Source organism: Streptomyces sp. NPDC050759, from assembly GCF_044456945.1.
In the GTDB taxonomy this organism is placed as follows: Bacteria; Actinomycetota; Actinomycetes; order Streptomycetales; family Streptomycetaceae; genus Streptomyces.
Genome location: NZ_JBITGI010000009.1, coordinates 294,956 through 320,656, shown reverse-complemented (window position 1 = coordinate 320,656; position 25,701 = coordinate 294,956). Strand labels below are relative to the sequence as shown.

30 protein-coding genes are annotated in these 25,701 nt (G+C 68.7%); 23 read left to right on the top strand and 7 right to left on the bottom strand.

Annotation, left to right across the window (positions count from 1 at the left end; translation table 11 throughout):
* Positions 1–87: 87 nt before the first annotated feature.
* Together ACIBJB_RS26975 and ACIBJB_RS26970 are read left to right on the top strand one after the other, a co-directional pair.
* Positions 88–495 carry an ATP-binding protein gene (locus ACIBJB_RS26975; protein ID WP_398933881.1) on the top strand — a complete coding sequence of 136 codons (408 nt, stop codon included), beginning with the start codon at positions 88–90 and terminating at the stop codon, positions 493–495.
* Positions 496–563: 68 nt separating this feature from the next.
* Entirely contained in the window at positions 564–1,886 is a 1,323-nt protein-coding gene (locus ACIBJB_RS26970) for an Nramp family divalent metal transporter (RefSeq protein WP_398933879.1), read from the top strand.
* A gap of 11 nt (positions 1,887–1,897) precedes the next feature.
* On the opposite strand, the gene ACIBJB_RS26965 is transcribed toward ACIBJB_RS26970, so the two are convergent.
* Positions 1,898–3,142 carry a hypothetical protein gene (locus tag ACIBJB_RS26965; RefSeq protein ID WP_398933877.1) on the bottom strand — a complete coding sequence of 415 codons (1,245 nt, stop codon included), beginning with the start codon at positions 3,140–3,142 and terminating at the stop codon, positions 1,898–1,900.
* A 64-nt stretch (positions 3,143–3,206) separates the two neighbouring features.
* Positions 3,207–3,713, bottom strand: coding sequence for a SigE family RNA polymerase sigma factor (locus ACIBJB_RS26960; RefSeq protein WP_398933875.1), 507 nt, complete (start codon positions 3,711–3,713; stop codon positions 3,207–3,209).
* A gap of 119 nt (positions 3,714–3,832) precedes the next feature.
* On the opposite strand from ACIBJB_RS26960, the gene ACIBJB_RS26955 reads away from it, so the two are divergent.
* Both ACIBJB_RS26955 and ACIBJB_RS26950 read left to right on the top strand, forming a co-directional pair.
* Positions 3,833–4,195, top strand: a complete 363-nt coding sequence (locus tag ACIBJB_RS26955; protein WP_398933873.1) for a hypothetical protein — start codon at positions 3,833–3,835, stop codon at positions 4,193–4,195.
* The gene (locus ACIBJB_RS26950; protein WP_398933871.1) at positions 4,192–4,509 is read left to right on the top strand and encodes a hypothetical protein; all 318 of its coding nucleotides are present in this window, start codon (positions 4,192–4,194) and stop codon (positions 4,507–4,509) included. The genes ACIBJB_RS26955 and ACIBJB_RS26950 overlap by 4 nt, the downstream gene beginning before the upstream one ends.
* Positions 4,510–4,516: 7 nt before the next feature.
* On the opposite strand, the gene ACIBJB_RS26945 is transcribed toward ACIBJB_RS26950, so the two are convergent.
* On the bottom strand, positions 4,517–6,199 hold the full coding sequence (locus ACIBJB_RS26945) for a chitinase (protein WP_398933869.1): 1,683 nt from the start codon (positions 6,197–6,199) through the stop codon (positions 4,517–4,519).
* Between the two features lie 255 nt (positions 6,200–6,454).
* Between ACIBJB_RS26945 and ACIBJB_RS26940 the strand changes: the two genes are divergently transcribed.
* From ACIBJB_RS26940 to ACIBJB_RS26865, 16 genes are all read left to right on the top strand, one after another.
* On the top strand, positions 6,455–7,354 hold the full coding sequence (locus tag ACIBJB_RS26940) for a hypothetical protein (RefSeq protein ID WP_398933867.1): 900 nt from the start codon (positions 6,455–6,457) through the stop codon (positions 7,352–7,354).
* Between the two features lie 66 nt (positions 7,355–7,420).
* Positions 7,421–8,128, top strand: a complete 708-nt coding sequence (gene cpaB, locus ACIBJB_RS26935; protein WP_398933865.1) for a Flp pilus assembly protein CpaB — start codon at positions 7,421–7,423, stop codon at positions 8,126–8,128.
* A 9-nt stretch (positions 8,129–8,137) separates the two neighbouring features.
* On the top strand, positions 8,138–9,388 hold the full coding sequence (locus tag ACIBJB_RS26930; RefSeq protein WP_398933863.1) for a CpaE family protein: 1,251 nt from the start codon (positions 8,138–8,140) through the stop codon (positions 9,386–9,388).
* Positions 9,385–9,765, top strand: a complete 381-nt coding sequence (locus ACIBJB_RS26925; RefSeq protein ID WP_398933861.1) for a TadE/TadG family type IV pilus assembly protein — start codon at positions 9,385–9,387, stop codon at positions 9,763–9,765. Before ACIBJB_RS26930 ends, ACIBJB_RS26925 begins: the two co-directional genes overlap by 4 nt.
* Before the next feature lie 10 nt (positions 9,766–9,775).
* A complete protein-coding gene (locus ACIBJB_RS26920) occupies positions 9,776–10,129 on the top strand; it encodes a TadE/TadG family type IV pilus assembly protein (RefSeq protein ID WP_398934030.1) in 354 nt (117 codons plus the stop codon).
* A 12-nt stretch (positions 10,130–10,141) separates the two neighbouring features.
* Positions 10,142–11,479: a CpaF family protein gene (locus tag ACIBJB_RS26915; protein ID WP_398933859.1), complete on the top strand. Its 1,338-nt coding sequence runs from the start codon at positions 10,142–10,144 to the stop codon at positions 11,477–11,479.
* An 11-nt stretch (positions 11,480–11,490) separates the two neighbouring features.
* Entirely contained in the window at positions 11,491–12,435 is a 945-nt protein-coding gene (locus tag ACIBJB_RS26910) for a type II secretion system F family protein (RefSeq protein WP_398933857.1), read from the top strand.
* 16 nt (positions 12,436–12,451) lie between these two features.
* Positions 12,452–13,339: a DUF5936 domain-containing protein gene (locus ACIBJB_RS26905; protein WP_398934028.1), complete on the top strand. Its 888-nt coding sequence runs from the start codon at positions 12,452–12,454 to the stop codon at positions 13,337–13,339.
* An 11-nt stretch (positions 13,340–13,350) separates the two neighbouring features.
* Positions 13,351–14,724 carry a sensor histidine kinase gene (locus ACIBJB_RS26900; protein WP_398933855.1) on the top strand — a complete coding sequence of 458 codons (1,374 nt, stop codon included), beginning with the start codon at positions 13,351–13,353 and terminating at the stop codon, positions 14,722–14,724.
* Position 14,725: 1 nt separating this feature from the next.
* Positions 14,726–15,520: a response regulator gene (locus ACIBJB_RS26895; protein ID WP_398933853.1), complete on the top strand. Its 795-nt coding sequence runs from the start codon at positions 14,726–14,728 to the stop codon at positions 15,518–15,520.
* A 112-nt stretch (positions 15,521–15,632) separates the two neighbouring features.
* A complete protein-coding gene (locus tag ACIBJB_RS26890; RefSeq protein ID WP_167368204.1) occupies positions 15,633–15,794 on the top strand; it encodes a Flp family type IVb pilin in 162 nt (53 codons plus the stop codon).
* A complete protein-coding gene (locus tag ACIBJB_RS26885) occupies positions 15,791–16,408 on the top strand; it encodes a pilus assembly protein TadG-related protein (RefSeq protein ID WP_398934025.1) in 618 nt (205 codons plus the stop codon). Before ACIBJB_RS26890 ends, ACIBJB_RS26885 begins: the two co-directional genes overlap by 4 nt.
* A 16-nt stretch (positions 16,409–16,424) precedes the next feature.
* On the top strand, positions 16,425–17,006 hold the full coding sequence (locus ACIBJB_RS26880; protein ID WP_398933851.1) for a hypothetical protein: 582 nt from the start codon (positions 16,425–16,427) through the stop codon (positions 17,004–17,006).
* Between the two features lie 8 nt (positions 17,007–17,014).
* Positions 17,015–17,647: an OmpA family protein gene (locus ACIBJB_RS26875; protein ID WP_398933849.1), complete on the top strand. Its 633-nt coding sequence runs from the start codon at positions 17,015–17,017 to the stop codon at positions 17,645–17,647.
* A gap of 104 nt (positions 17,648–17,751) precedes the next feature.
* On the top strand, positions 17,752–18,324 hold the full coding sequence (locus tag ACIBJB_RS26870) for a DUF4240 domain-containing protein (protein ID WP_398933847.1): 573 nt from the start codon (positions 17,752–17,754) through the stop codon (positions 18,322–18,324).
* Between the two features lie 99 nt (positions 18,325–18,423).
* Entirely contained in the window at positions 18,424–19,044 is a 621-nt protein-coding gene (locus ACIBJB_RS26865; protein ID WP_398933845.1) for an SMI1/KNR4 family protein, read from the top strand.
* 241 nt (positions 19,045–19,285) lie between these two features.
* Here ACIBJB_RS26865 and ACIBJB_RS26860 read toward each other — a convergent pair whose 3' ends face one another.
* From ACIBJB_RS26860 to ACIBJB_RS26845, 4 genes are all read right to left on the bottom strand, one after another.
* Positions 19,286–19,732, bottom strand: coding sequence for a VOC family protein (locus ACIBJB_RS26860; RefSeq protein WP_398934023.1), 447 nt, complete (start codon positions 19,730–19,732; stop codon positions 19,286–19,288).
* Between the two features lie 293 nt (positions 19,733–20,025).
* On the bottom strand, positions 20,026–21,258 hold the full coding sequence (locus tag ACIBJB_RS26855) for a cytochrome P450 (protein ID WP_398933843.1): 1,233 nt from the start codon (positions 21,256–21,258) through the stop codon (positions 20,026–20,028).
* Positions 21,259–21,414: 156 nt separating this feature from the next.
* Complete coding sequence (locus tag ACIBJB_RS26850; protein WP_398933841.1) at positions 21,415–21,831, bottom strand: PIN domain-containing protein; 417 nt, start codon at positions 21,829–21,831, stop codon at positions 21,415–21,417.
* The gene (locus tag ACIBJB_RS26845; RefSeq protein ID WP_398933839.1) at positions 21,807–22,142 is read right to left on the bottom strand and encodes a hypothetical protein; all 336 of its coding nucleotides are present in this window, start codon (positions 22,140–22,142) and stop codon (positions 21,807–21,809) included. The genes ACIBJB_RS26850 and ACIBJB_RS26845 overlap by 25 nt, the downstream gene beginning before the upstream one ends.
* 248 nt (positions 22,143–22,390) lie before the next feature.
* Here ACIBJB_RS26845 and ACIBJB_RS26840 point away from each other — a divergent pair, with 248 nt between their 5' ends.
* The 3 genes from ACIBJB_RS26840 to ACIBJB_RS26830 all read left to right on the top strand — a co-directional run bounded on the left by ACIBJB_RS26840 (position 22,391) and on the right by ACIBJB_RS26830 (position 25,602).
* Positions 22,391–22,729 (top strand): hypothetical protein, encoded by a 339-nt coding sequence (locus tag ACIBJB_RS26840; RefSeq protein ID WP_398933837.1) that lies wholly within the window; start codon positions 22,391–22,393, stop codon positions 22,727–22,729.
* Between the two features lie 61 nt (positions 22,730–22,790).
* Positions 22,791–25,037 carry a hypothetical protein gene (locus ACIBJB_RS26835; protein WP_398933835.1) on the top strand — a complete coding sequence of 749 codons (2,247 nt, stop codon included), beginning with the start codon at positions 22,791–22,793 and terminating at the stop codon, positions 25,035–25,037.
* A complete protein-coding gene (locus tag ACIBJB_RS26830; RefSeq protein WP_398933833.1) occupies positions 25,030–25,602 on the top strand; it encodes a hypothetical protein in 573 nt (190 codons plus the stop codon). The genes ACIBJB_RS26835 and ACIBJB_RS26830 overlap by 8 nt, the downstream gene beginning before the upstream one ends.
* Positions 25,603–25,701: the final 99 nt, after the last annotated feature.

Genomic DNA, 25,701 nt, shown 5'->3' with positions numbered 1-25,701 from the left:
ACCATGCTGCGACTCTCCGGGGGACGCCTTCCGGATCCCGACCCTCGTTACGCCGCCTACCCCCAACCTCCCCTGGGAGCAGGTCACGTGAGTGTCGAGTACGACCCCAGGCCGTCCGCGGTGCGCGAGGCCCGGGCCGACGTCCGAAGACAGCTGGAGGGGTGGGGGCTCGCGGAGCGGGACGACCTGGTGGACACCGCCGAACTCCTCGTGAGCGAACTGGCCACCAACGCCCTGCTGCACTCGGCCGGCCCCTTCACCCTCACCCTGTCCGCCGCGCACGGCGTGCTGCGCTGCGAGGTCGCCGACTCCGGCCGGCGCGTCCCGCAGGTGCTGGACGCCGGGGTCTCGGAGAGCGGCCGCGGGATGTTCCTGGTGGAGGCGCTCGCACTGCGCTGGGGCTGGCACGAGGACGGGCCGGGCAAGACGGTCTGGTTCGAACTGGGTACCTGCGGGGGCGCCGGCTGCGGTGGACGCCTCCCGGACGACCGCTGACTTCCTTCACCGCACGACCACCGCACGCCCTCTTGCCGGGTCGCGATCTTTAGGGTTTCTTGACCTTCATGGCGGACAACACGGACAACACAGTGACCGGTGCCGGTGAGGCGAACCCCGTACCCCGCAAGTCCAGTTGGCGGTACATCGGGCCGGGGATCGTCGTCGCCGCGACCGGCGTCGGAGCCGGAGACCTCGTCGCCACGCTCATCGCGGGCAGTAACTTCGGCTACACCCTGCTGTGGGCCGCGGTGATCGGCTGTCTGGTCAAGATCTCCCTCGCGGAGGCGGCGGGCCGCTGGCATCTGTCCACCGGCAGCACCCTGTTCGACGGCTGGGCGAGCCTGGGCCGCTGGACCACCTGGTTCTTCGCCGTCTACGTGGTGATCTGGGGCTTCGTGTACGGCGCGGCGGCGATGTCGTCCAGCGCGCTGCCGCTCCAGGCGCTGTTCCCGGATGTGATGGACCTCGAATGGTGGGCCATCGCCTGCGGTCTGCTCGGCCTGGTCTTCGTCTGGTTCAACAAGTACGCGGTGTTCGAGAAGGTCATGACGGTCCTGGTGGGCGTCATGTTCGTGGTGACGGTGTACCTGGCGATCAGGGTCACCCCGAACCTGGGCGACGCCTTCGCGGGCCTGCTGCCCGTCCTGCCCGACGAGAAGGACTCCATCCTCAACACCCTCGGCCTGATCGGCGGCGTCGGCGGCACGATCACCCTCGCGGCGTACGGCTACTGGGTCAACGCCAAGGGATGGACCAACACCGGCTGGATGAAGGTGATGCGCCTGGACAACCGCGTCGCCTACATCACCACCGGCATCTTCGTCGTCGCCATGCTCTTCGTCGGCGCGGAACTGCTGCACAGCGCCAATGTGGCGATCGCGAGCGGCGACAAGGGGCTCGTCCAGCTGAGCGACATCCTGGAGGACGAGTACGGGTCGGCGACCGCCAAGTTCTTCCTGATCGGCTTCTTCGCCACGTCCTTCACCTCGCTGATCGGCGTCTGGCACGGCGTGAGCCTGATGTTCGCCGACTTCGTGGCGCGGTACCGCGGCCGCGAGGGTGCGCCGGCCTCCGGCCAGGAGGTCGCGTCCGGTTCACGCGAGCGCTCCTGGCCCTTCCGTGCGTATCTGCTCTGGCTGACGTTCCCGCCGATGGTCCTGCTCTTCCAGGGCCAGCCCTTCCGCCTGGTCATCATCTACGGCGTCCTCGGCGCGGCCTTCCTTCCCTTCCTGGCCGGCACGCTGATGTGGCTGCTGAACACCTCCCGCACACCCAGCCAGTGGCGCAACGGCCCCCTGAGCAACGGGATGCTGGCGATCGCGGGCCTGCTGTTCCTGGTCCTGTGCGTGAAGCAGATCTGGGACCAGCCCTGGTCGGAGTTCTTCTGACCGCGGTCCTTTTAACTGCCGCTCCACCACAGGGCGTCGAGCGCCATCTTCCGCATCTGGGCGATGGTCAGCGCGGGGGTCTCACGGGTCGCGGCCTCGTTCTGGGTGCCGGCATTGAAAGCGCTGATCACCACGCGTTTGCCGTCGGCGCGCATGGTGTCGACGGTCCACATCACCTGGTGGCCCCGGTCTCCGGGGCCCTGCTTGACGGCGATCCGGGTGCCGTCGGGCAGGGTCTCGGAGTTCGAGCCGAAGAGGTCGCCGGCCGAGTCCAGCATGTCGGGCTGCACATTGACCTGGACCATGCTCCTGCCCTTGCCGTCGTCGACCACGGCGTAGGCGTAGTCGCCGTCGTCGCTGCTCTTGCCGGTCACCTTCAGCCCCTTCGGCAGCAGGGCCAGCAGGTGGGTGCGGGCGTGCAGGTCGGAGCCGGGGAGCTCCGGCTCGGGGAGCGGTTCGGGGAGGGCGTTCGCGATGAGGCGCCACTCCTCCGCCGCCGCCAGCCGCGTCAACTGAGCCGGACTGAGCGGGGGATCGGTCCGGGTGACGGGCTTGCCCTTCTCGGCGGCCGCGTTCCACTCGCTGACGGTGATGTGCTGCCCGGTCGGGGTGACCAGCTCGGCGGACCAGAACTTGGTGTCCGCCCGGCGGTCGTAATACTCGTAGCCCTGAAGCACGGTGACCACGGAGCCGTCGGCGAGCCGGCTCGTTTTGCAGGCGTCGTACGGGATGGCCACCCGGTCGGGGCACCGGGCCGCCTGCCGGGCCGTCGTACCGCCCGGCTGCACCCGGCCCACGCTGACCCCGATGGCCGCGGCGCCGTGGCCGTCGTCGAAGACGAGCCCGGCGGACGGCGCGGGCACCTTCCGGTCGTCGGTCGGCTCGGTGCCCGTCCCGCGCTCCTCGCTGAAGTCGCCTTTGGGCAACAGGTTCTCGAGGGTCTCGATCATCTCCTCGTCGGTCGCGAGCCTGGCCGTGATGCTCGGCTTCGGCTTGGCGGACGCCGTCGCCGACGACGGCACGGCCTCGGTCGCCGTACCGCCCGGCCGCAGGACCAGCGCCCCGCCCACGCAGGCGAGCACGACGCTCGCGGCGCCCCCGGCGACGGCGGCCCGCCGCACGAACCGCTTGCGCCTGCCCCGCACCACGCCGCGCGCGGCGAGGGACGCGCGGTCGGTGTCGAACCCGCCGCCGGTCTCGTGCAGCGCGGCGGCGAACCGCTCCTCGAAGGGGTCGTCGTGCTGGTCTGCGGGCATGGGAAACCACCGTTCCGGGTCGGACGAATCGGTCGGACGAAAGGGAAGTCAGGGGGCCGGTCGGTCAGGGCCGGGCGTAGGCGCCGATGTCCTCGCCGAGGAGCCCGCGCAGCTGCTTGAGGGCTCGGGTACAGCGCGTGCGGACGGCTGCCGCGCTGGCGTTGAGGACACCGGCGGTCTCCTCGATGGAGCGGTCCTCCCAGTAGCGCAGGACGACCACGGCCCGGTCCTTGGCGGGCAGCCGTGCGAGGGCGTCGAGCAGCGTCAGCCGCAGGGGCGTGTCGACACCGGCGGCGGCCACCTCCGGCAGCACGTCGGTCGCACGCTCTCTGCTGCTGCGGCGGCGCTGATGGGTCAGGAACACCCGGACCAGGACGGTCTGCGCGTACGCCGCGGGGTTGCCGACGACGGAGATCCGGCCCCAGCGGACGTAGATCCGCCCGAGCGCCTCCTGCACCAGGTCCTCCGCGAGATGCGTGTCACCCGCGGTCAGCAGACACGCCGACCGGTACAGGTGCCCGGCCCGGGCAGCGGCGAACTCCGCGTACTCGTCCGCGCGGGCCTGTCTCATGTGTGCCCCCCTGGTGTGCGCCCGGCTGTGAAGAGGTCCTCACTTCACTGACGTGGTGGGGCGGTGAGAATGTTTCACATGAACCGCAAGCAGTCCGCGACGCAAGGGAACGGATGCCGATGACCACCCCGCCCCCGCCGGGCTTCGGCCCGCCACCGCCCCCGTCTGCCTTCGCCGCTCAGCCGCCCCAAGAGGTGCCCGAGGGGCCGGAGTTCATGGCCGTCGACCGGCACAACTCCGTCGTGGTCGACTCCGCGGGCGTCGCCTTCGAGGACCACGGCCACTCCGCCGAGTTCCCCTGGCACGAGATCCGCAGCGTCCACTACAAGGCCGGCCCGAACGGCAAGACCCTGATGATGGCCGTCATCCACCTCGACGGCCGCTTCTACGAGTGCGTCGTCGACGCGAGGAGCCGGGACACCCTGGGCCAGTGGTTCGCCCAGCTGGCCCCGGTTCTCGGGCACTACCGGCCACTGGCGTGACGGGGGACGCGGAGCTGCAGATCCATGAGGTGCGGTGCGCCACGGCGACGGAGGTGACGGTGGTCGTGCGCTGCCTTCGCGGCCCCGCCCGCCTCGGCGCCCGCTTCTCGCTGGTGCGCGACACACGGGCGCCGATCGATCTGACCGTGACGGGCATCGTGCGCTACAACCGCCCGGACCACGCGGTCGACCCCGGGCACTCCGCCCTGGTCACGCTCCGCGGCACGGGTGCGCAGGAGCTGCGACCGACGATCGGGGAGACAGGCCGGGAAGTCATGGCGGTCGTCCAGGGCGACAACCCGGCCGAGTCCTGACCGACGGCTACGGCAACCCGTGCACATGCGGTCCCACCGTGTTGGACCACGCGTTGCCCGCCGCCGCGTCCCAGTTGGTCGACCAGGTCATGGCGCCGCGCAGGTCCGGGTAGGTCTTCGACGGCTTGAAGGAACCGCACCCCGTGGCCTTCGTCAGGCAGTCCAGCGCGTTGTTCACCACGGAGGGCGAGACATAGCCGCTGCCCGCCCCGCTCGTGGACGCCGGCAGCCCCAACCCCACCTGGGACGGGGACAGTCCGCCCTCCAGCTGGATGCACGCCAGGGCGGTCAGGAAGTCCACCGAGCCCTGCGAGTACACCTTGCCGTCGCAGCCCAGCATCGAACCGCTGTTGTAGTACTGCATGTTGACGACCGTGAGGATGTCCTTCACGTTCAGCGCGGTCTGGAAGTACGCGTTGGACGTCGACTGCATGTCGATCGTCTGGGGTGCCATCGTGAGGATCAGACCCGACCCCGCCTTTGCCGACAGCGATCGCAACGCCTGTGACATGTACGTCGCGTTGAGTCCGTTCTCCAGATCGATGTCGACCCCGTCGAAGCCGTACGTCTGCATCAGCGCGTACACCGAGTTCGCGAAGTTCGCCGCCGACGTCGGGTCGCTCACCGAGACCGTGCCGTTCTGGCCGCCCACGGAGACGACGACCTTCTTCCCGGCCGCCTGCTTCGCCTTGATGTCCGCCTTGAACTGGTCGACCGTGTACCCGCCGAGCCCGGCCGAGTCGAGGGTGAAGGTCACGGCACCCGGAGTCGTCGTCGCGTCCGCGAACGCCACCGCGATGATGTCGTATTGCGACTGCACGGCCGACAGCTTCTGGACCGTCGCCCCGTTGTTGAAGTTCTGCCAGTACCCGGTGACCGCGTGCTTCGGCAGCGCGCCGCCCCCGTCGCCCGGGGAAGCGGTCGTCGTCCCCGTCACCGCGCCCGACTTCACGGACTCACCCGCCGAGTTCACCGCCGTGACCTGGAAGCTGTACGAGGTCGACGCGGCCAGTCCGGTCACGGTCGCCGAGGTCCCGCTCACCGCCGTGATCTTCGTGCCGTTGCGGTAGACGTTGTAGCCCGTCGCGCCCGACACCGCGTTCCAGGCCAGGGAGACGGACGACGAGGACGTGCCGGAGACCGCCAGGCCGGCCGGTGCCGCCGGGACCGTAGGAGTGGGATCGCCACCGCCGCCCCCGTCCGGGCCGTACACCGACACGTCGTCCGCGAGATACGCGGCCTGTCCGTACCAGCCGTGCGTGTACACCGTCACCGAGGTCGTCGATGCGCCTGTCGTGAAGGTGGTCGTCAGCTGCTTCCAGGAGGCGGAGTCCGGGGTCCAGGTCGACACGTCCGTCGTGCCGGTGCCGGTCGCGCCCAGGTAGGCGTAGCCGCCCTGCACCCACGCGCTCAGGGTGTAGGTCGAGTTCGGCTTCACGGCGACCGTCTGGACGCACTTGGCGTTGTCCTGCCCGGCCGGCGTCGCCTTCAGCGCGGCCGAGCCGCCGTGCACGGGGGAGGAGACGGTCGTACCGCTGCCCGCCGAACAGGTCCAGTCGGACAGACCGGACTCGAAGCCGGCGTTCTTGGCGTTGTTGACGTCCGCGGCGGACGCGGGGCCCGCGAAACCCAGGGCGAGGGCCGCGGTGACGGTTGTGGTCCAGAGCCGTCTTCTGCTGAGTATGGGCATGACAAGAAAGTTGGTCCAGACCAATCTCGCTGTCAAGGATGTCGTCAGGATGGGTACGCAACCGGCCTTTCTCCGGCCCTCGCACGTGGCAAGTGCGCCCCATCTGGGCAGGAATCGCCCGCTTTTGATCCCTCACGCAGGCCAGGAAGTCACAGAATCGCTGTTCTCCGGCCATAGAGCCGTGGTTACAGTGCTCAGGTAGTCACGCAGTGAAGTCGACCGGGTGCGCCGGAGTGATCCGTCGGACCCACGGGCATGGGATACGGGGAGCTGCGCGTGCCAACTGCCATCGCCGTGACCGGTGCCGACATGGCGCTGCCGGCGCAGGACGAGCGGACCCTGCCCGCCGTCGTGCTCGACGGCCTCGACCGGCAGCCGCTCGACCACTCGCTCGCCGCCCTCCAGACGCTGATCGACCAGCACGGCCATGTGATCGTCGTGTACTCCCGTGCCGTGCCCCCGGCGGTGGACCAACGGCTGCGCACCGTGCGGTCCCTCCTGGAGAGCGACCGGATCGCCCTGTTCCAGCCCGAACTGCCACCCCTCGGGATCGCCGTCCTCGCCCGCCAGTTGAGACAGCTCGCCTCCTGCGACCTCAGCCCCGGCGTCCTCGCCTCGGCCGGCCGGCTCCTCACCCACTACCTCCACGCGGGCGCGCTCCTCGGCTCGGTGGCCAAGCTCGACCGGGTCCCCGTCGGCCTGAAGTCGCACGCCAAGTCCTGGGTGCCGGGCAGTCAGTTCGCCGTGCTCGCCCACCCCCAGCCGCAGCTCGTCAGGATCGCCCCGGACGCCACGCTCGCCGGCCCGGAGTTCGCCACCTCGATGCTGGTCGCCCGTGGTCAGCTCCAGTCCGACTGGGTCTCCGGGACGCTGGCCACGTCCTGGCGGATCCAGGGGCTGCGCGAGAGCCCGCTGCCCGCCGAGTCCGCCGAGTGGTGGGGCACCGGCAAGCTGATCGAGTTCTGCAGCTTCCTGCCCGACCTGTCCGTCCTTTACCAACTGGTCACCTCGGTACGGCAGAACATCTGTCACTGGTGCGGTATCGACGTCATCGGTGACCGCTGCGTGTTCTGTTCGGCCACCGCACCCGTGACGCCCGTCTCCGCCCAGCAACAGCATCAACAGCACGCCCAGCACCAACTGCCCGCCGGGTGAGCCGTACCGGATCGCCCCCGTCCCCGATTCCGCTCGACCGAGCCCCCCAACGAGGTTGTACGGTTCATGAACTCCCGTCAGCGCCGCGGCGTGATACTCCTGCTCCTGTCGGTCCTGGGCGCCCTCGCGGCCTTCGCCGGCGTGCTCTCCGTCATCGACGACGTGAAGTCCAAGGTCGGCCCCGAGGTCACGGCGTACGAGGTCCGCAAGAGCATCCCGCCGTACACCCGGCTCACCGCGGACCAGTTCAAGAAGACGGAGATGCCCGAGCGCTGGCTGTCGGTGAACGCGGTCACCGACCTCGCCGCCATCCGCGACAAGATCGCCGTGACGACCCTCAAGAAGGGCTCCCTGCTGCAGAGCGACATGATCGTCGATCAGCCGGCTCTGCAACCCGGGCAGCAGGAGGTCGCCATCATGATCGACGCGGCGACCGGTGTCGCCGGCAAGATCACGCCGGGCTCCGCGGTCAACGTGTACGCCACCTTCGAGGGACAGCGGGAAGGTGATCCCGACCAGTCCAAGATCATCGTGACGAACGCCCGCGTCCTCGACGTCGGCGACCTCACCCCCCTCCAGCCGGACGCCGACGACCGCACCCGTGCGGCGACCGAGGCCCGCCCCATCACCTTCGCCCTCTCCGCCCTCGACGCCCAGCGCATCACGTACGCCGAGTCGTTCGCCAAGCGGGTCCGGCTCGCCCTGGTCGCGCCGGGCGAGACCGGAACCGTGCCCGAGCAGGAGCGCACGTACGAACTCGCGAAGGACAAGTGAGAGGCCGCCATGCCCACGAGGATCCTTCCGGCCGTCGGCGACGCGGACGCGGTCCGCTCCCTCACCACGCTGCTCAGCCAGCTACCGGACGCCGAACCGGTCGTCCCCGTGACCGACTCCACCCAGCTCATCGACACCCTCGCCCGCCTGGCGTCCGAGTCGATCGACGAGCTGCCCGAGGTCGTCGTGGTGCACGAGCGGATCGGGCCCGTCCCGGCCCTGGAGCTGATCCGTGAGGTCGCCCTGCGCTTCCCGGCCGTCGGCGTCATCCTCGTCACCTCCGACGTCAGCCCCGGCCTCTTCCAGGCCGCCATGGACTACGGCGCCCGCGGTCTGATCTCCCTCCCGCTCGGCTACGAGGAGCTCGCCACCCGGGTGCACGCGGTCGCCCAGTGGTCGGTGGGCGTACGACGGCACCTGGGCGCCGTCACCGACGTGTTCACCGGCGTCGGCGGCACCGTCGTCACGGTCAGCGGCGCGAAGGGCGGCGTCGGCGCCACCACGACCGCCATCCAGCTCGCCCTCGCCGCCCAGGCCTCCGGCCGCACCACCGCCCTGCTCGACATGGACCTCCAGACCGGCGACGTCGCCTCCTACCTGGACGTCCAGTTCCGCCGCTCGGTCGCCGACCTCGCCACCATCACCGACATCTCGCCGCGCGTCCTCGCCGACGCCGTCTTCCCCCACGACACCGGCCTCGCGCTGCTGCTCGCCCCCGGCGAGGGCGAACGCGGCGAGGAGGTCACCGAGCGCGCCGCCCGCCAGATCGTGAGCGCCCTGCGCTCCCGCTACGAGGTCGTGGTCGTCGACTGCGGGGCGCAGCTCAGCGGGGCCGGCGCGGCGGTCGTGGAGATGGCCGACACGGCCCTGCTGGTCACCACGCCCGACGTGGTCGCCGTACGCGGCGCCAAGCGTGCCGTGCGCATGTGGGACCGGCTCCAGGTCCGCAAGGCCGAGGAGACCACCGTCGTCGTCAACCGGCACAGCCGCGGTACCGAGATCCAGCCCGCGCTCATCCAGAAGATCACCGGCACGGGCGTCGCGGCGACCGTGATCCCGGCGAACTTCAAGGAGCTCCAGGGCGCGGTGGACGCGGGCCGGGTCCACGAACTCGACGCCAAGGGCACGGTGAAGCAGGCCCTGTGGACGCTCGCCGGTGAACTGGGCCTGGTCAAGGGCACGGAGACGAACTCCCATCGCAACGGCGGCCGGGAGCGCGGCGCGCTGACCTTCCGGCGGCGCAAGGAGCTGGGGAGATGAGGGCCCGGGCGTTCCGGCGGGACGAGGGACAGGTGACGATCGAGTTCCTCGGGATGACCCCGCTGATCCTGATCACACTGGTGTTGCTGTGGCAGTTCGTGCTGCTGGGGTACACCTTCACGCTCGCGGGGAATGCTGCGGACGAGGCGGTACGGGCCGCGACGGCGGCGGCGCCGGGGGAGCGGGAGGCCGCGTGCGAGCAGGCGGGACTGGACAAGCTGCCCGGCGCCTGGAGCGGCCAGGTCACCTGCAGCACCGGCGGCGGCTATGTCACGGCCGACGTCCATCTCGACGTCCCCGTCCTGTTCCCGGGTGCGATCGCCTTCCCCTTCAAGGTCGACGGCCACGCGGGCGCGGTGGAGGAGGACAAGGACTGAGATGTCTGAGATGTCGCACTCCCCGAAGAGCACGCGTGACCGCGGTCAGGTGGCCCTGGAGTACCTGGGTTTCATCCCGATCCTGATCCTCGTCGCCATGGCGGGCGTTCAGATCGGGCTCATCGCCTACACCGCCCAGCAGGCCGGTACGGCGGCCAGGGCCGGGGCGCGGGCCGCCTCGCTGGACATGAGTGCGCAGGAGGGTTGTGTGAACGCGATCAGCGACTGGCTGTCCGTCGACTGCGCCGAGGGCGGGGGCGGCGACTCGGTCACCGTCACCGCCACCGTCCAGATCCCGTCGATCGTCCCCGGCTGGAGCTTCGACCCCGCCGTCAAGACCGCCACCATGCCGCTCGACCACTGAACGAGGTACCCCATGAGTCTGCGGTCCCGCATCAACACCCCCGAGGAGAACGGCAGCCGGGGCGAGGACGGCCACCTCGTCTCCTCCTACCGGGCCAAGCTCCTGGAGGAGATCGACCTCGCGGAGATGAGCTCGCTGGCGGCGGCCGAGCGCCGGGCCCGCCTGGAGCGGGTGCTCGGGCACATCATCAGCCGTGAGGGGCCGGTCCTGTCGACGGTCGAACGCTCGCAGCTCATCCGGCGGGTGGTCGACGAGGCTCTCGGACTCGGCATCCTGGAGCCGCTGCTCGAGGACGCCTCCATCACCGAGATCATGGTCAACGGGCCGGACTCGATCTTCGTCGAACGCGGCGGACGCGTCGAGCAGTTGCCGCTGCGCTTCCCGTCCCACGACCAGCTGATGCAGACCATCGAGCGAATAGTCTCCACGGTCAACCGGCGCGTGGACGAGACGAACCCGATGGTCGACGCGCGCCTGCCGTCCGGCGAGCGGGTGAACGTCATCATCCCGCCGCTCTCCCTGACCGGCGCGATCCTCACGATCCGCCGCTTCCCCCGCTCCTACACGCTGCAGGAACTGGCCGGCTTCGGCTCGCTCGACGAGAACATGCTGTACCTGCTGGCGGGCCTGGTGCAGGCGCGCTTCAACATCATCGTGTCGGGCGCGACGGGCACGGGGAAGACGACCCTGCTCAACGCGCTGTCCGGGCTCATCCCGGAGGGCGACCGGATCATCACCATCGAGGACTCGGCCGAACTCCAGCTCCAGCAGCGGCACGTGGTCCGGCTGGAGTCGCGCCCGCCGAACGTGGAGGGCCAGGGCCGGGTCACCATCCGCGACCTGGTCCGCAACTCGCTGCGGATGCGCCCCGACCGGATCGTGGTCGGCGAGGTCCGCGGCGGCGAGTCCCTCGACATGCTCCAGGCCATGTCGACGGGCCACGACGGCTCCCTCGCCACCGTCCACGCCAACAGCGCGGAGGACGCGCTGATGCGGCTGAAGACCCTGGCCTCGATGTCGGAGGTGGAGATCCCCTTCGAGGCGCTGCACGACCAGATCAACAGCGCGGTCGACGTGATCATCCAGCTCACCCGGTTCGCCGACGGCGCCCGCCGGATCACCGAGATCGCCCTGCTCGACAGCCACGGCAGCGAGCCGTACCGGCTGGCCACGGTGGCCCGCTTCAATGCCCAGCCGATGGCGGCGGACGGCAAGATCTACGGCCGGTTCGAGTACTTCCCGCTGCCGCGCCGTACCGTCGACCGCCTCTACATGGCGAGCCAGCCCACGCCCCAGGCCTTCGGCGTGGCCCAGTCCGCGAACCAGTTGGCCATCCGAGAAGCCAGGTAGGACCCACCCCCATGGACCTGCAGACCCTAGTCACGCTCACCATCGGCGCCACCCTGCTGACCTGCGCGCTCGCCGTCGTGGGCGTCCACTTCTACGCCAGGGGACGGGCCCAGCGGGCGGCACTGGTCGACCGGCTGTCGGCCGCGAGCCAGGTGCCGTACACCGGCCGCCGCCGGCACTTCCGCGACCTGGACCGCCGGCTGCGCCGCACCCGTCTCGGCAGGCAGCTGGAACTCCGGCTGGCGGCGACCGGCCTTGACGTGACACCGGGCGAGTTCTTCGCCGCGATGATCGGGCTCGTCGGCGGCCTGTGGCTGGTCGGCCAGGCGACCCTGGCGCCCTTCTTCGGCCCGCTGGCCGGTCTGGCGGGCGTCTGGGCGGCGGTGCAGTTCCTCAACTGGCAGCGACAGAAGCGCATCGAGAAGTTCATCAACCAACTCCCCGAACTGGCCCGCATCCTGGCCAACGCCACCCACGCGGGCCTCGCCCTGCGCACCGCGATCGGCATGGCGGCGGAGGAGCTGGAGGCCCCGGCCGGAGAGGAACTGGCCAACGTGGCCAACCAGTTGGCGGTGGGCGTGTCGATGGAGGACGCGCTCGACGAGATGGCGAAGCGGCTGCCGTCCAGGGAGCTGGTGGTCCTGGTGACGACCCTGGTGCTGTCGAGCCGGGCGGGCGGCCAAGTGGTCAGCGCCCTGCGGAACCTGACCGAGACGCTGGAGGAGCGCAAGGAGACCCGGCGCGAGGTCCGCACCCAGCTCTCCCAGGTGAACATGACGTCGTACGCCGTCCCGGTCCTGGGCATCGGCTCACTGTTCCTGATGAACGGCGTCAAGGACGGCGCGCTGGAACGCATGACGGGCTCGCCACTCGGCCAAGGGGCGGTGATCATCGCGTTCGCCCTCTACGCGGTGGGATTCATCCTGATCCGCCGCCTGTCCCGGATCGACGTCTGAGGAGGGGGCTGCTGTGATCGGTCTCGGACTGGCCCTGTTGATGGCCGTGAGCGTGTGGGGCGTCTTCGCCGGCATCCGCATGTACCGGGCGGAGGCGAAACTGCCGAGCGACCTGGTGCTGGCCCTGGAGGTCGGATCGACCCGCACCGGCGCGGTCGACTCCCTGATCGACCGCATGGGCATGCGGTACGCGCCCGCGGTCCTGCGGCTGATGGGCCCCAAACAGGTGGCGAAGTACCGCCGCAAGATCGACCTGGCGGGCAACCCGGGCGGCCTGACCATTCACCGCTACGCGGCCCGCAGGGCGGTCTACGGCTTCCTGGGCGCCCTGGGTTTCCTGGTCTTCCTCCTCCGCGGCCAGATCCTGGTGGCCCTGCTCCTGCTGGCCTTCGGGGCGTTCTGGACGGAGGTCGGCATCTGGTCGGCGATCCGGGTCAGGAAGGACGTCATCGAGCGCACGCTCCCCGACTTCCTGGACGTGCTGGCGGTGGTGGTCAGCGCGGGCCTGGGCTTCCGCCAGGCGCTGGACCGCGTGGCCTCCAAGTACGAGGGCCCCTGGGCCGACGAACTGCGCATCACGCTCCGCCAGATGGACCTCGGCATGAGCCGCCGCCAGGCCTTCGCGGAACTGCGCCGCCGCAACGACTCCGAACAGGTCGCCATGTTCGTGACGGCGCTCCAGCAGGGCGAGGAACTGGGCGCACCCATCGTGGACACCCTGGTCTCCCTGGCCAAGGACATGCGCCGCACGGACGCCCAGAACGCCCGCCGCAAGGCCGCCCGCGCGGTCCCCAAGGCCACCATGATGATCACCACGTTCATGGTTCCCGCCACGATGCTGCTGCTGGCCGCGGGACTGCTGCTCGGCTCGGGCACCGACTTCGGCACGATCACGGGGAAGTAGGGGGCCGGGCGATGTCGATGACGGGTGTGCGCAGGACGGGGCGGGGGCGTGGCGCGGCCGCCGACGGCGCTCCCGCCGAAGGCCGGGTGGGGTCCTCCGAAGGCCGGGTGCGGCCCTCCGACGTACCCGCACTGGACATCCAGGTCAACGCCCTGCAGGCGATGTGCCGCCAGGTCTTCGGCTTCCGCCTGGCGATGATCGCCCTGGCCGCCCCCGCCGCCCTCCTCAACGCGGGCCCCGGCCTCGGCACCCGCCTGGTCGGCGCGGCGGTCGTCGTCACCTTCATGGTGTCGTACGCCCTCTTCAGGGACTGGGAACGCTTCGGACCCCTCCTCCTGCGCCACCCCAGCCTCCTCGCCGCGGACACCCTCTTCGGCAGCCTCCTCCTGATCTCCGCGGGCCCGGACACCACACTCGCGTACGTCAGCGTCTGCACCCCCCTCCTCGCCGGTATCGCCTACAGCTGGCGAGGCGCCGCGGTCTTCGCGTCCCTGCAGTCCCTGATCCTGCTCCTGGCCCAGACGGCCCTCCCGCACTCGAACAGCACCCCCGCCGACATCCTTCTCCTCCCCGGCTTCTGCGTGATCACGGGAGCGGTCGGCTCCACCCTGCGCAACCTCCTGCTCCGCTTCGGCACGGCGACCCACGCCCTCACCGCGATGAAGGCCCGCCTGGCGGTGGCGGAGGCGATCAGCGAGGAACGGGCCCGCCTGGCACGGGAGATGCACGACTCGGTGGCGAAGACCCTCCACGGCGTGGCCCTGGCGGCGGAGGGCCTGGCGACATCGGCGGCAGCCCCCACCCCGGACCCGGCCCTGCTCAAGCAACAGGCCGAGCTGGTGGCCCGAGCAGCCCGCCGAGCGGCCACGGAGTCCCGCGAACTCCTCACCGACCTGCGCCGGGACCCGGCCCCCGCCACGGACGTACTCGAAGAACTGGCCACCCGCACAAGGAACTTCAGCGCCCGCACCACCCTCCCGGCGACCTACCGGGCCCCCACCCACCCCCACCCCGCGCTCGCCGTCCCGCACCCCGTGGCCCGCCAACTCCTCACCATCACCGAGGAGGCGATGGAGAACGCCCACCGGCACGCCGATGCCACGCGCGTCGACGTCACCGCGGACGTGGACCGCGACCACGAACTGCTCAGCATCAGCGTCCAGGACGACGGCCGCGGCCTCCCCCCGGACACCACCCTCGACGCACTCCGCCGCTCCGGCCACTTCGGCCTGGTCGGCATGGTGGAACGCGCCGAGTCGGTGGGCGCCCGTATCCACATCGGCGGGGGCGCGGACGCGAAGGGCACGGAAGTACTCCTGGAACTGCCCCTGTCACCCCCGCGGGCGGACCGTTGCCCCCCACCCGATCCTGAGAGGAGGCCCTGACATGCCGGACGACCCCCAGCCCCCCACCCCACCGATCGCGCTGTTCCCGACGGCCCCGCCCACCCCCGTCCGGATCGTCGTCGCCGACGACAACCCGGTGGTCCGAGCGGGCCTCACCGCCCTCCTCACGGGCCGCGAGGACATCACGGTCGTGGCGGAGGCGGCGGACGGCCGCGAGGCGTACGAGGCCGCGAGCCGGCACCACCCGGACGTGATCCTCCTGGACGTCCGGATGCCGGGCGTCGACGGCATCTCGGCGCTGCCGTACCTCGTGCCGATCGCGCCGGTGCTGATGCTGACGTACAGCGGGGAGCCGGAGACCGTCCAGGAGGCGCTGCGCAGGGGAGCCGACGGTTACCTGGTCCACGGCGAGTTCACGGCGGACCAGCTCGTCCTGGCCGTCAGGGACACCGTCCAGGGCCGCACCCACCTCACACCCACGGCGGCGGGCGCCCTGCTGACCCAGCTACGCGATGCAAATGCACACGTGAGTCCCCATCTTCCGTTGCCAGCAACGCCATTTCCCACCAAAGGACTTTCGCAACTGCAACCATCTGTGGGACAGTCGTCATCGGACAGGTCGCGTTTCCAACTCAGCGCGAGGGAGGCGGAGATCATGGACCTCATCGCATCCGGCATGACCAACCAGCAGATCGCCGCCGCCTGCTTCATCAGCGAGAAGACGGTCAAGAACCACATCAACCGCATCTTCGCCAAGCTCCACAGCACGAGCCGCTCCGAGGCCGCCGCGAAGTGGCTGGGCACGGCGCCGAGTTCGGGCCGAGGGGTGGGGTGAGCGGTGTCGATGCGAGCTTGGGCCCGGATTTGGGCCCACGGGCCCTGCGCCGACCGGCATCCGCAGGTCTACGTTCCGGTTGTCGACAGCGACGACGCCGAAGGGGCCCGCAATGAGCAACCGGTTCAACGACGACAAGGGTCAGACCGCGGTCGAGTACCTGGGCATCATCGCGGTGGTGGTGGCGATTGTGCTGGCGATTACGGGGACGGATATCGGCAACACGATCTACACCGCGATCGTGGACAAGGTCAACGAAGTCATCAGCGGCTGACCGGACCTCGTAGACACGACGACGCAGGGCAGGCTTTCCCCATCTACATCATGGTGGTGGCGGGCCTGCTCTTTCTCGCGTTCGCCTACCTGGCAGTCGGCCAAGCTGCGGCGAATCGGAACGGCGCCCAGACGGCGGCCGACGCGGCGGCGCTTGCAGCGGCCCTGGACACCCGGGACGACATCACCGACAAGTGGGTGGAGAACGTTCTCGATCCCACCAAGTGGCAGGACATCTTCGACGGCGTGGGAGTTGACTTCAACGGGTGCGAGCGGGCTGACCAACTGGCCGCGCAGAATGACGCCACCCGCCTGTCCTGCCAGTCTGTACCGGGGCTGTACCCGGGCTACAGGGTCGAGGTCAAGACGAACAAGACCGTCGGTGATTCCATAGTCCCCGGAGTCGAGGGCAAGCAGTCGACCGAGGTCGCCAAGGCGGTCATCGAACCGATCTGCAAGTTCAAACTGCCTGGCGAAGGCGCGGACGCGGACGTGCTGCCGGAGCTCACCTGCGACGACGGTGTCGTGTGGACCCTGGACCCGGACGACCTCACGGATCTGCCCGGACCCGAGGACCTCTTCGACGTCCATCTGGCACAAGCGAACGACGAGTGACGAAGGAAGCGGAGTGATGAGCATTCGGTTCACGGCGAAGGCCCGCAGGGGGATGGTCGCGTTGACGATCGCGGCCGCACTGGCCGTCGGTGTGGCCGGTTGCAGCGGTGGAGGGGACGACGACAAGAAGCCGGAGACGTCGGCGTCGGCCTCCCGCACGGGCGGGTCCGACCCGAGTACTCAGGAAGGCGAATCCGACGAGCCGATGGCGGAGTTGAAGGGCTCGAGCGGGCTGCTGCTCCAGATCACCTCGGCCACTCGTGACACCGGCGGCTTCGTCACGGTGAACGGCAACCTGAAGAACGACGGCTCCAAGCGCATCACCATTCCCCCCGCGGTGCGCGGAGACGAGACGGAGATCCTCCGGCACGGCATGTCGCTGGGGGGCGCAACCCTGGTGGACGCCACGTCGAAGAAGCGCTACTACGTGCTGCGCGACACGGACGGCCGCCCCCTGACGACGACAGGCTTCTCGTCCCTGCAACCCGGCGAATCCCTGGCCGTCTTCGTCCAGTTCCCGGCCCCCCCGACGAGCACGACCGACGTCACCTTCCAGCTCCCCACCTTCGCCTCCGCCCCCATCCAGATCTCCGGATGACGCCCACCATGACCGCCACCCGAACCCCACCCCGCCTCGCCCTGGCCATCACGGTCGTCTCGCTCATGGCTGCCCTGACTCTCACCCCGGCGCAGGCCGACGACGGCGGCCCCAGCGTTCCCCCGGGCACCGAACCCTCCGCCACCGCACCCGTCGAGGTGGACCCCAACGACCCGGATCTGAAGCTCCCGGAAGGCGCCACCCTCGCCGAACCGAAGGTCCTGGACATCAAGCAGGTCGTCGAGGACCAGAGCGGAGACGAACGGCGCGAGGACACCAACGCGGACGTGAAGTTCGCCCTCCAGGCGGAGGTCCTGTTCGGCAAGGACAGCGCGAAGCTGAACGGCGAGGCGAGGGCCCGTATCTCCGCGATCGCGGCGGAGATCAAGAACCAGAACGCCACCCGGATCCGCGTCTTCGGCTTCACCGACAACCTGGGCAGCTACGCCCACGGCCGCACCCTGTCCCGGCAGCGCGCCAACGCCGTACAGGACGTCCTCGACCAGGAGTTGAAGGACTCGGGCATCACCTACGAGGTCCGCGGCTACTCCGAGGACTACCCGATCGCCTCCAACGCGACGGAGTCGGGCCGCAAGAAGAACCGCCGGGTGGAGGTGTCGTTCCCGCGGGGGGAAGGCTGACCAGCGCGGCGTATGTGCCTGAGACGCAGAAAAATTCGCTCGGCAAGCGGGGCCGTCCGCCCGACAGGAGTCGTTGTCAGACCTGACTGGCAGAGTGCCCAGCCATGGACACTTCTGAGTTCTGGACCATCATCGAGGCCGCCCGCTCGGCCGTCGGGCCAGACAGGCCTTTCGACGGAGCCTTGGTTGATGAGCTGGCCGCCCGCACCAAGGACGACATCCTCCGCTACCAGGAACGCTTCGACGAGGTGCATGACGCCGCGTATCGATGGGACGTGTGGGCAGCCGCCTACCTCATCGGCGGTGGCTGCTCGGACGATAGCTTCATGGACTTCCGTGCCGGCCTGATCGCGCTGGGCCGCGACTGGTACGAGAGGGCTGCGGCCTGCCCGGACAGTCTCGCTGAGCATCCTGCGGTGATCGCCGCCGCAGGGGCGTACGACGATGAGGCCGTGTTCTACGAGGACGTCAACTACGCGGCCGGCGAAGCGTTCAAGCGCGTCACCGGCGGTGAGGAGGACTTCTACGACGCCTGGGACGAGTACGCGGACTCACGGGACAGTTCCGGACAGGACGCCGAAGACATGGGCGAAGACTTCGACTTCGACGACCCCGACGAGATGCGACGCCGACTCCCGAGACTCACCGCCCTTTACCTCCTCGACACACCACACTGAGCAGCGACTGACAGCGAGCCGCGCTCTCGACAGGCCTGCTGGCAACGGGCGGAGCCCGGCACTCGATTCGAAGCGAATCCTCCCCACTCATGGAGCCTCATGACAGACCTCGCCGAGCAGCGACTCCGTATGGCGATGTCCGCCCTCAGCGACGCCATTCCTCACGACCTCCGCCGCCCTCCCCTTGGCTGGCCTGCTGTTAGGGCATGGGAAGCCGAACACGTCCTTGAACTGCCCGAGCCATACCGGACGTTCGTCGCCGAGATCTCCAACGGCACCTGGGAAGGCCCGTCCTCGGCGCATGAGCTGCTACCACTGGGACAACTCCCCGAGAGCTGGCAGCGCTGGGAAGCCGAATGCTGGCTGAGCCCCCAACCATTCGACGGCACGGCCGTGCGGAACCCTGCGGTGCCCTTCCCCCTCGAGGCGGAGTGGCAGTGGGAGTACGACTACTACGACCACGACCAGCACTCGCCCCTACTCCACGGTATCTATCAGCACGGATCGATCCTCCTGGGCAGCAATCGCGACCGTGAGTTCTGGATACTCATCGTGACTGGACCTCAACGCGGCCGGGTCTGGTGGCTGGGAGACGGATGCGCGGCCCCCTACGCCGATGCGGGAGAGGAAGCAGAACCGGAAGTCGACTTCGTGTCGTGGCTCCAGGACTGGCAGTCCGATCGAGGGTGGTGGTCTCAGCACCTCAAAGACCTGAATTGAGAAGGCGTGTCTCAACCACATACGATCGCTTGATTTCCGCTCGCCAGGGCATGGTCTAGCTCAGAATGAGGGAGCATCCGGCGTCTTTTTCCGCTCCGTGAACGAGGGGTGCGCGATGGCGTCGGTGCTGGGAATGCTGGAGGAACGGGAGACACCGGCCTGTGTACGGGTGCGCGTACCGCCGGAAGATCACCCGGCGGGAAACTCTGCGGTCACCCGAGTTGGCCGCGGCTCCGGCTGGTCAACTTTCTGGCGTCCCGTGTGGCTCAGTTCCGCCCGTAGATGGGATGGAAACGAGTTCGACCTCGAATCCGTCGCTGTTTTCCATGTATGCCGCGTGTTGATGTCTGCCGCCGGCGTGTGGGTGTTCGTCCGGGAACAGCAGCGTCCAGCCATGGTGTGGAGCCCGTCTGACCAGGCTGTCCAATGTGGCGGTGTCTGCTACGTAGAAGGCCAGATGATTCAGGCCGGGCCGCATCCGGTCATGGACGCTCGCGCTGAGGGCGGGGGACTGCTCGAAGACGATATAGGTGGGACCGAGCCGCCAGCTGCGACCGTCTGGCCATTTCTGGAACGGCGTGTAGCCGATCTGTTCCAGGAGCCATCCCCACTCGGAAATGGCTCGCTGAAGATCAGGAACCCACACCTCGACATGGTGGAGGAGGCCGGCGACGAGCGGGCTCCCCATCGGGTGGGCGGATGAATTCGGCTGTGGTGTATTCACGGCAACTGTCTCTTTGGATGTGCTGGGACCTCTGCGGATGGCTGCGGCAGTGCGACGCGTGGGTGGCTTTTTTGGCCAAGGGGCCGACGAGCTTCCGGACGGGGCGCTCGTGGCCACCGTGGCCCCGGAACGCTACGCGGGACTAGGGGTCGGGGTCATGGACCTGAACCGCTGACGTGTGAGCGAAGCGCCGTTTCGCCGGCTCCGGGTGATCGGGACGGACCGGAACCGGCGTTCGTGCGTGGCCGTTGGGGCCCTTACCAGGTCACCGGCAGCTCATAGACGCCGTACACGATGCCGTCGTCCTTGAACGGGATCTTGTCGAGGTCGATGGCCCGGCGCAGGGTGGGGATGCGGCGGAAGACGGTGTGGTAGACGACCTGGAGCTCCAGGCGGGCCAGGGGTTGGCCCAGACACTGGTGGATGCCGAAGCCGAAGGCCATGTGGCGACGGGCGTCGCGGCGGACGTCGAGCCGTTCGGGCTCGGGGAAGACGTCGGCCTGCCAGTTGCCGGTGGCGCCAGGCATGATGACGCCTTCGCCGGCCCGGATGGACCGGCCGCCGATCTCCAGGTCCTGAAGGGCCAGCCGCCGCTGGCCGTTGTGGACGACGGTCAGATAGCGCAGCATCTCGTCCGCGGCGGACGCCAGCACCTTCGGGTCGTCGGTGTCGCAGACGACAGCGAGCTGGTCGGGGTGTTCCAGGAACGCCAGGATGCCCAGCGCGAGCATGTTGGCGCTGGTCTCGTGCCCGGCGCCGAGCAGCAGGACACCCAGCATGGTGGCGTCGTGGTGGGTGAGGTCACCGGTCCGCACCCGTGCGGCCAACTCGGACAGCATGTCGTCCGCCGGGTCGGCGAGCTTCGCGTCGATCTGGCCGCTCAAATACTGGTAGATCTCGCCGAAGGCGGCCCGAACCGCTTCGGCTGTCACGTCCCGGCGGAGCCCCACCTTGCTGTTGGCCTGGAAGAAGTCGTGGTCCTCGTACGGGACGCCGAGCAGTTCGCAGATCACCAGTGACGGCAGGGGGAGCGTGAGGGCCTCCACCAGGTCGACCGGCTTGGGCCCGGCCAGCATCTTGTCGATCAGCTCGTCGGTCATCCGCTGAATGGCCGGCCGCATGGCCTCGATACGTTTGACGGCGAATGAACCCGTGACCATCCGGCGGATGCGCGCGTGGTCGGGGTCGTCCATGTTGAGGAAGGACGGCGGGTTCTTGGCGGCGGTCTCCCGGAAGGCTTCGTTCAGGTAAGGGAAACCCGGCCGGGTGGTGTCGACACTGAGGCGCGGGTCGCCGTACAGGGCCCGCTGGTCCTCGTAGCGGGTGACGAGCCAGTGCACGCTGCCGTCCCACAGCCGGACCCTGGAGACGGGCTCCTCGGCGTGCAGTTTCATCATCGCCGGGGGCGGGGCGAACGGACACCCGGCCGCCCGCGGCATCGGGAAGTCGGGAACGGCCTCGTCCTGGGCGTCGGCAGCGGCGTGGGTCATGACACTCCTCGGTGGGGGGGAAGAAAGCCGAGGACATCGAACCCCGCGAACCTGACAACTCCCCGTCAGACGGCTGACGGGCGGCGGATTGGCCGGATCAGGGAGGTGTCTGTGCCCTAAAGACACGGTGAGGCGGAGCCGCCTCGTCGCACCTGGTCACACGCCTACGCAACGGACCTTGTCCCCGCACAACCTGTTCATGTCATCCACGTCCGAGGTCACGATGACACGAGGGCCGGAGTATCCAAGCGCGGTGGCGGCCACCACCGAGTCGATCGCGTATTTGTGACCGTGCAGGTTGGCATTACGCAGCAGGTCGACGGCGCGCCACGTGATGGAGTCCGTGACCGGCAGGATCTCCAGCCGCGACACGTGCCACCGGAGGCGATCCATGCGGATCTTGGCATGCCATGCCTCGATCAGCGTGAGGTTACTCAGGGCTACGAGAGCGTCCTTGGCCTGCGCTGCCCGGATCAGACCGGTGACGTACGGGTCGTTGTCCATGAACCTGCTGAGACCCTCGCTGTCGAGAAGCAGTACGCCATGGCTCAACTGGCTTTGGGTGCGCGCCACTGCGAACCGGTGTCCCTCTCGTCATCCTCGGCGTCCCGCTCGTTCGCCGCCATGGTCTCGGCTTCACGAAAGATCTCGGCGGCCCATTCACGGACCTCAGGAGAGGGCGGGCCGATCTCCGCCTCCTTCGCCTGGAGCAGTTCCTCCAGCAGATCACGCTGTATCTGCCGCTCGACAGCCGCGCTCACATAGGCGGAGAAGCCGCGTGCTCCGACGCGAGCTTTGACCGCAGCGATGCGGCCCGCGGGCATGGACACGCTGACTTTCTGTGCCGGGCCCTCGTCCTTGTCGTACTGCTCCGCAGAGTCCATGAAACAAGAGTAGCAAAAGATGTAGTAATTGGCCCTGGGGCGACGGGATAAGCGGGTTGTTGACGCCCGGCAGAACAACGGCTGCGGTGTCCGCCCTGTCGGTGCCGTCAGGGTCGGAATCCAGCCGAAGCCCAGAAATGGCAGCCCGCCACGGTGATACTTTTTACTCGCTCACCGCTAATCGATTCGCGTAACAAATCGCAAGCCCCGGATGATGAGGGGCGGCAGCGAACAATGGGGGACACTGCATGTCGGGCGGGACGGACATCGAGGATCCGGCGGCACTGAACCGTGCGGGCACCGGCGCGCAGGAGATGGCGGGACGGACGCGAACGACCGGTGCGCACCCGGTGGACGAGACCCGCTCGGCGTCGAAGGACTTCGGCAGCGGCAACTGGGACGGCGGCCTCGGCGGAGCGCTCAGCGGCCTGGCGGAGACCTGGTCGAGCCAGGTCTCGGCGCTGGCGTCCAAGTGCGACGGTCTCTCCCGCCAGTGCGGCGGTTCGGGCCTGCTCTACCAGAGCACGGAGACGGCGAACACGCAGACCATGCGCTCCCTGTCCGGCCAGCCGTCACCTTTCGGGTGAACCTGACACGAACCCGCCGCCGCTCACTACGATCACCACACCACGGGGACCCACCGCAGCCATGCCGACGTACGAGCAGCTCTATCACCTGAACCTCAGCAACCTGAAGGCCGCCGCCGACCGCTGGAAGGAAACGGCCTCCAAGTTCAAGGGGCTGCACACCGCGTACGGCGACGAGGTCGCGGCGCCCTTCAAGCAGGCCGGCTGGCACCAGCCCGTTCTGACCGCGGCCAAGGCGGACAGCGATGTCCGCGCGGCGCAGCAGGAGTTCGCGGACGCCCAGAAGGAGGCAGAGGGCATCGCCGGTGTCCTCACTTCACTGCATGGCGCTTTGAAGAAGGCCCAGGACGACCTCAAGCACCTCGCCGAGGTGGAGGCCGCGAAGCAGGATCTGCACGTCAGCGCCACCGGTGTCGTCACCCCACGCAACGACGCTTCCCAGGATCCCATCGGCCGCCGTGACCCCGACGGCCAAGCCCTCATCCGCGAACAGCAGCAAGCCTGCGATGCCTTCGCCCGCCGTATCGAAGCCGTCCTCCAACAGGCCGCCGATGCCGACGAAACCGCCTGCTGGGCCCTGCGCCGCGACCTCGGCGGTTACACGGACAACTTCAACTCCACGGTCGTCACCTCTCTCGACTCCGCCGACGCCACGCACGCGGCCGAGCTGATGAAGAAGGGCGACAAGCTCACCGACACCGAACTCACCGAGCTCAACCACCTGCTGAAGTCCAACCAGGGCGACGCGGAGTTCTCCACCAACTTCTACAAGCAGCTCGGCCAGAAGGGCACCCTCCAGCTCTACGGCCAGCTCGCCCTCCAGACCACCGACGCCGGCGACGAACGCAAGGCGCTGCTCCAGGAGTTGCAGCGCAACATGGGCAACAACCTGGCCACCGCCACCAACCCGGGCAAGACCCCGCACCTGGACGAGCAGTGGACCGCCGACCTGCGCAAACTCGGCACCCAGCACATCGCTCTGTACCCGGACAGCATGCGCGAGGGCCCCTACGGCTACCAGCTCCTCGGCGGCATCCTCCGCTACGGCAACTACGACTCCTCCTTCCTCACCCCCATCGCGGAGCACGTCACCCAACTCCACGCCAGCAACCCGTACTTCTTCGCCGGAACGAAGCCCGACTTCGGAGACCCGCAGTACGGCTTCAATCCCTCCGGCAAGAACGGCGTGGGCTACGACCCGATGAACAGCGTCCTGGAGGCGTTGGGGCACAGCCCACAGGCGGCGACGGACTACTTCACCCCACCTATGGAGAAGTACGCCGAGGACGGCACCCACAAGGGCGAACTCGCCAACATCGACGGCGCGAACAGCTACCTGGACTACCTGGTCAACAAGGACTACGAGTCCTTCCCCGACATCACCGGGCACGACCCGGACGCCGCGAAGAAGTCCATGAATGACTTCCCGGACTCGCTGGGCCACGCTCTCGAAGCCGCCACCACGGGCCGTCCCGCCGGTGCCGACCCTTCCACGGGCCCGCTCGCGCACAGTTCGGAGCAGGCGGCTCTCGCTTCCCAAGTGATCAATAAATTCAGTGGACCTGATGCCGGCGGGCTCCTCAACAGCGACGATGGGACCGCCCCTTATGCAGCCGCGAGCGATAGCCTTGGCAACATCGGCGCCGACTACATGGGCGACATCCAACGCTCAGTCAGCGGCCAGACGAGCCTGCCGGTTCAAGGTACGAGTGCTGATCTGGATCCCGAAGTGACCAAGGAGTTCCTCTATCAGGTCAGCCAGGACCCCGACGCCTACGCCGCGCTCACTGGTTCCCAGCAGGCTTATACCTCGGCGGTCATCGACGCGGAGATCAAGGGGCCGGACGACAGCGACGTCTCTCTCACGCAGCGTGTCTCCTCCGCCGCGCACCCGGGGGCCGAGGTCGCGGGCATCATGAGCGCTGCCCGTGCTCACGCCGTTCATGACACCCACGCGCACGGGGACGCCGAGTACAACGAAGGTGTCGACACCGCCAACAAGTGGGTCGGTCGCGGCTTGGGCCTGGCCACAGGTGCCATCAAGGTCCCCGTCGTCGGCGACGTCGCTGGCTGGGCGATCGAGGATATCCAGGAGAACGTGGCCAACAGGCTGCATCAGGACACTACCGGTGAGGCCCAAAGCGAGGCGGGCAGAAGCTACACCAGCGGTGAGTCGGCGCTGCGGGAAGCGGTCCGCGCTGACATCGCCCGTTCCGGAGGGAGCGAGGACTTGCAGGACGCTGTGGGCCGAGAGGTCGCCCAGAGCCACGCCACCGGCGCCGAGTGGGGGGACCATTACCGTGGCTGATCGCTATTCTAGCCGCCGTATGGGCTGCGCAGTACTTTCTGCCACCGCGCTTCTGCTCACGGCCTGCTCTGGCGAGGACAAGCCCGAAGTCGCGTACACCTTGCCCGACACCTTGTGCGGAGCACACGTCGGGAAGAAGGCTGTCGAGCCCTTCTTTCCACCTGGGAGCAAGCTGACGCACACTGGCGACGCCCTCGACAACGGAAAGTACGCCTCGGGGTGCGACTATGCGGTCGACAACGCCAAGACACTCCTCGTCAGTAACTTCTTCCACGAAGACAGACCAACTGCCCGCCAGATCGCCGAGAAGAGGGCCACCGACTACGGGGACGGAGACAAGAAGGTCACCGTCGACCCCTCTGGCAACATCGCCTTGTACTCCCGGGGTGCTGTGGCGGTGGCGGCGTGCCCCGGGTACTCGCCCGATGCGGACGATCTGCCCAGAACCAGTTTCTCTGTGGAGATCCTGGCCTTCTACCCCAAGGATCTCTCCAAGGCGGACAAGACGCTCACGCAGTTGGTGAGACAGCTTGTTCCGGTCGTAGCCAAGGCCAACAGCTGCTGATTCGGGAACTCACGCGCGTGGATCTGCGGCGTTGGGCCCCAGATCCACGTGACGAGGAGACCCACTGTGTCAGAAGGTGCTCTTCACCACCGACTTGGT

Excerpts from the sequence above, each read along its gene's own strand:
- cpaB (WP_398933865.1), top strand. The coding sequence starts at position 7,421 with ATGAACTCCCGTCAGCGCCGCGGCGTGATACTCCTGCTCCTGTCGGTC.
- ACIBJB_RS26930 (WP_398933863.1), top strand. The coding sequence starts at position 8,138 with ATGCCCACGAGGATCCTTCCGGCCGTCGGCGACGCGGACGCGGTCCGC.
- ACIBJB_RS26900 (WP_398933855.1), top strand. The coding sequence starts at position 13,351 with ATGTCGATGACGGGTGTGCGCAGGACGGGGCGGGGGCGTGGCGCGGCC.
- ACIBJB_RS26965 (WP_398933877.1), bottom strand. The coding sequence starts at position 3,142 with ATGCCCGCAGACCAGCACGACGACCCCTTCGAGGAGCGGTTCGCCGCC.
- ACIBJB_RS26890 (WP_167368204.1), top strand. The coding sequence starts at position 15,633 with ATGAGCAACCGGTTCAACGACGACAAGGGTCAGACCGCGGTCGAGTAC.
- ACIBJB_RS26835 (WP_398933835.1), top strand. The coding sequence starts at position 22,791 with ATGCCGACGTACGAGCAGCTCTATCACCTGAACCTCAGCAACCTGAAG.
- ACIBJB_RS26945 (WP_398933869.1), bottom strand. The coding sequence starts at position 6,199 with ATGCCCATACTCAGCAGAAGACGGCTCTGGACCACAACCGTCACCGCG.
- ACIBJB_RS26915 (WP_398933859.1), top strand. The coding sequence starts at position 10,142 with ATGAGTCTGCGGTCCCGCATCAACACCCCCGAGGAGAACGGCAGCCGG.
- ACIBJB_RS26855 (WP_398933843.1), bottom strand. The coding sequence starts at position 21,258 with ATGACCCACGCCGCTGCCGACGCCCAGGACGAGGCCGTTCCCGACTTC.
- ACIBJB_RS26865 (WP_398933845.1), top strand. The coding sequence starts at position 18,424 with ATGACAGACCTCGCCGAGCAGCGACTCCGTATGGCGATGTCCGCCCTC.
- ACIBJB_RS26910 (WP_398933857.1), top strand. The coding sequence starts at position 11,491 with ATGGACCTGCAGACCCTAGTCACGCTCACCATCGGCGCCACCCTGCTG.
- ACIBJB_RS26880 (WP_398933851.1), top strand. The coding sequence starts at position 16,425 with ATGAGCATTCGGTTCACGGCGAAGGCCCGCAGGGGGATGGTCGCGTTG.
- ACIBJB_RS26895 (WP_398933853.1), top strand. The coding sequence starts at position 14,726 with ATGCCGGACGACCCCCAGCCCCCCACCCCACCGATCGCGCTGTTCCCG.
- ACIBJB_RS26970 (WP_398933879.1), top strand. The coding sequence starts at position 564 with ATGGCGGACAACACGGACAACACAGTGACCGGTGCCGGTGAGGCGAAC.
- ACIBJB_RS26845 (WP_398933839.1), bottom strand. The coding sequence starts at position 22,142 with ATGGACTCTGCGGAGCAGTACGACAAGGACGAGGGCCCGGCACAGAAA.
- ACIBJB_RS26955 (WP_398933873.1), top strand. The coding sequence starts at position 3,833 with ATGACCACCCCGCCCCCGCCGGGCTTCGGCCCGCCACCGCCCCCGTCT.
- ACIBJB_RS26920 (WP_398934030.1), top strand. The coding sequence starts at position 9,776 with ATGTCGCACTCCCCGAAGAGCACGCGTGACCGCGGTCAGGTGGCCCTG.
- ACIBJB_RS26875 (WP_398933849.1), top strand. The coding sequence starts at position 17,015 with ATGACCGCCACCCGAACCCCACCCCGCCTCGCCCTGGCCATCACGGTC.
- ACIBJB_RS26860 (WP_398934023.1), bottom strand. The coding sequence starts at position 19,732 with ATGGGGAGCCCGCTCGTCGCCGGCCTCCTCCACCATGTCGAGGTGTGG.
- ACIBJB_RS26925 (WP_398933861.1), top strand. The coding sequence starts at position 9,385 with ATGAGGGCCCGGGCGTTCCGGCGGGACGAGGGACAGGTGACGATCGAG.
- ACIBJB_RS26940 (WP_398933867.1), top strand. The coding sequence starts at position 6,455 with ATGGGATACGGGGAGCTGCGCGTGCCAACTGCCATCGCCGTGACCGGT.
- ACIBJB_RS26960 (WP_398933875.1), bottom strand. The coding sequence starts at position 3,713 with ATGAGACAGGCCCGCGCGGACGAGTACGCGGAGTTCGCCGCTGCCCGG.
- ACIBJB_RS26870 (WP_398933847.1), top strand. The coding sequence starts at position 17,752 with ATGGACACTTCTGAGTTCTGGACCATCATCGAGGCCGCCCGCTCGGCC.
- ACIBJB_RS26840 (WP_398933837.1), top strand. The coding sequence starts at position 22,391 with ATGTCGGGCGGGACGGACATCGAGGATCCGGCGGCACTGAACCGTGCG.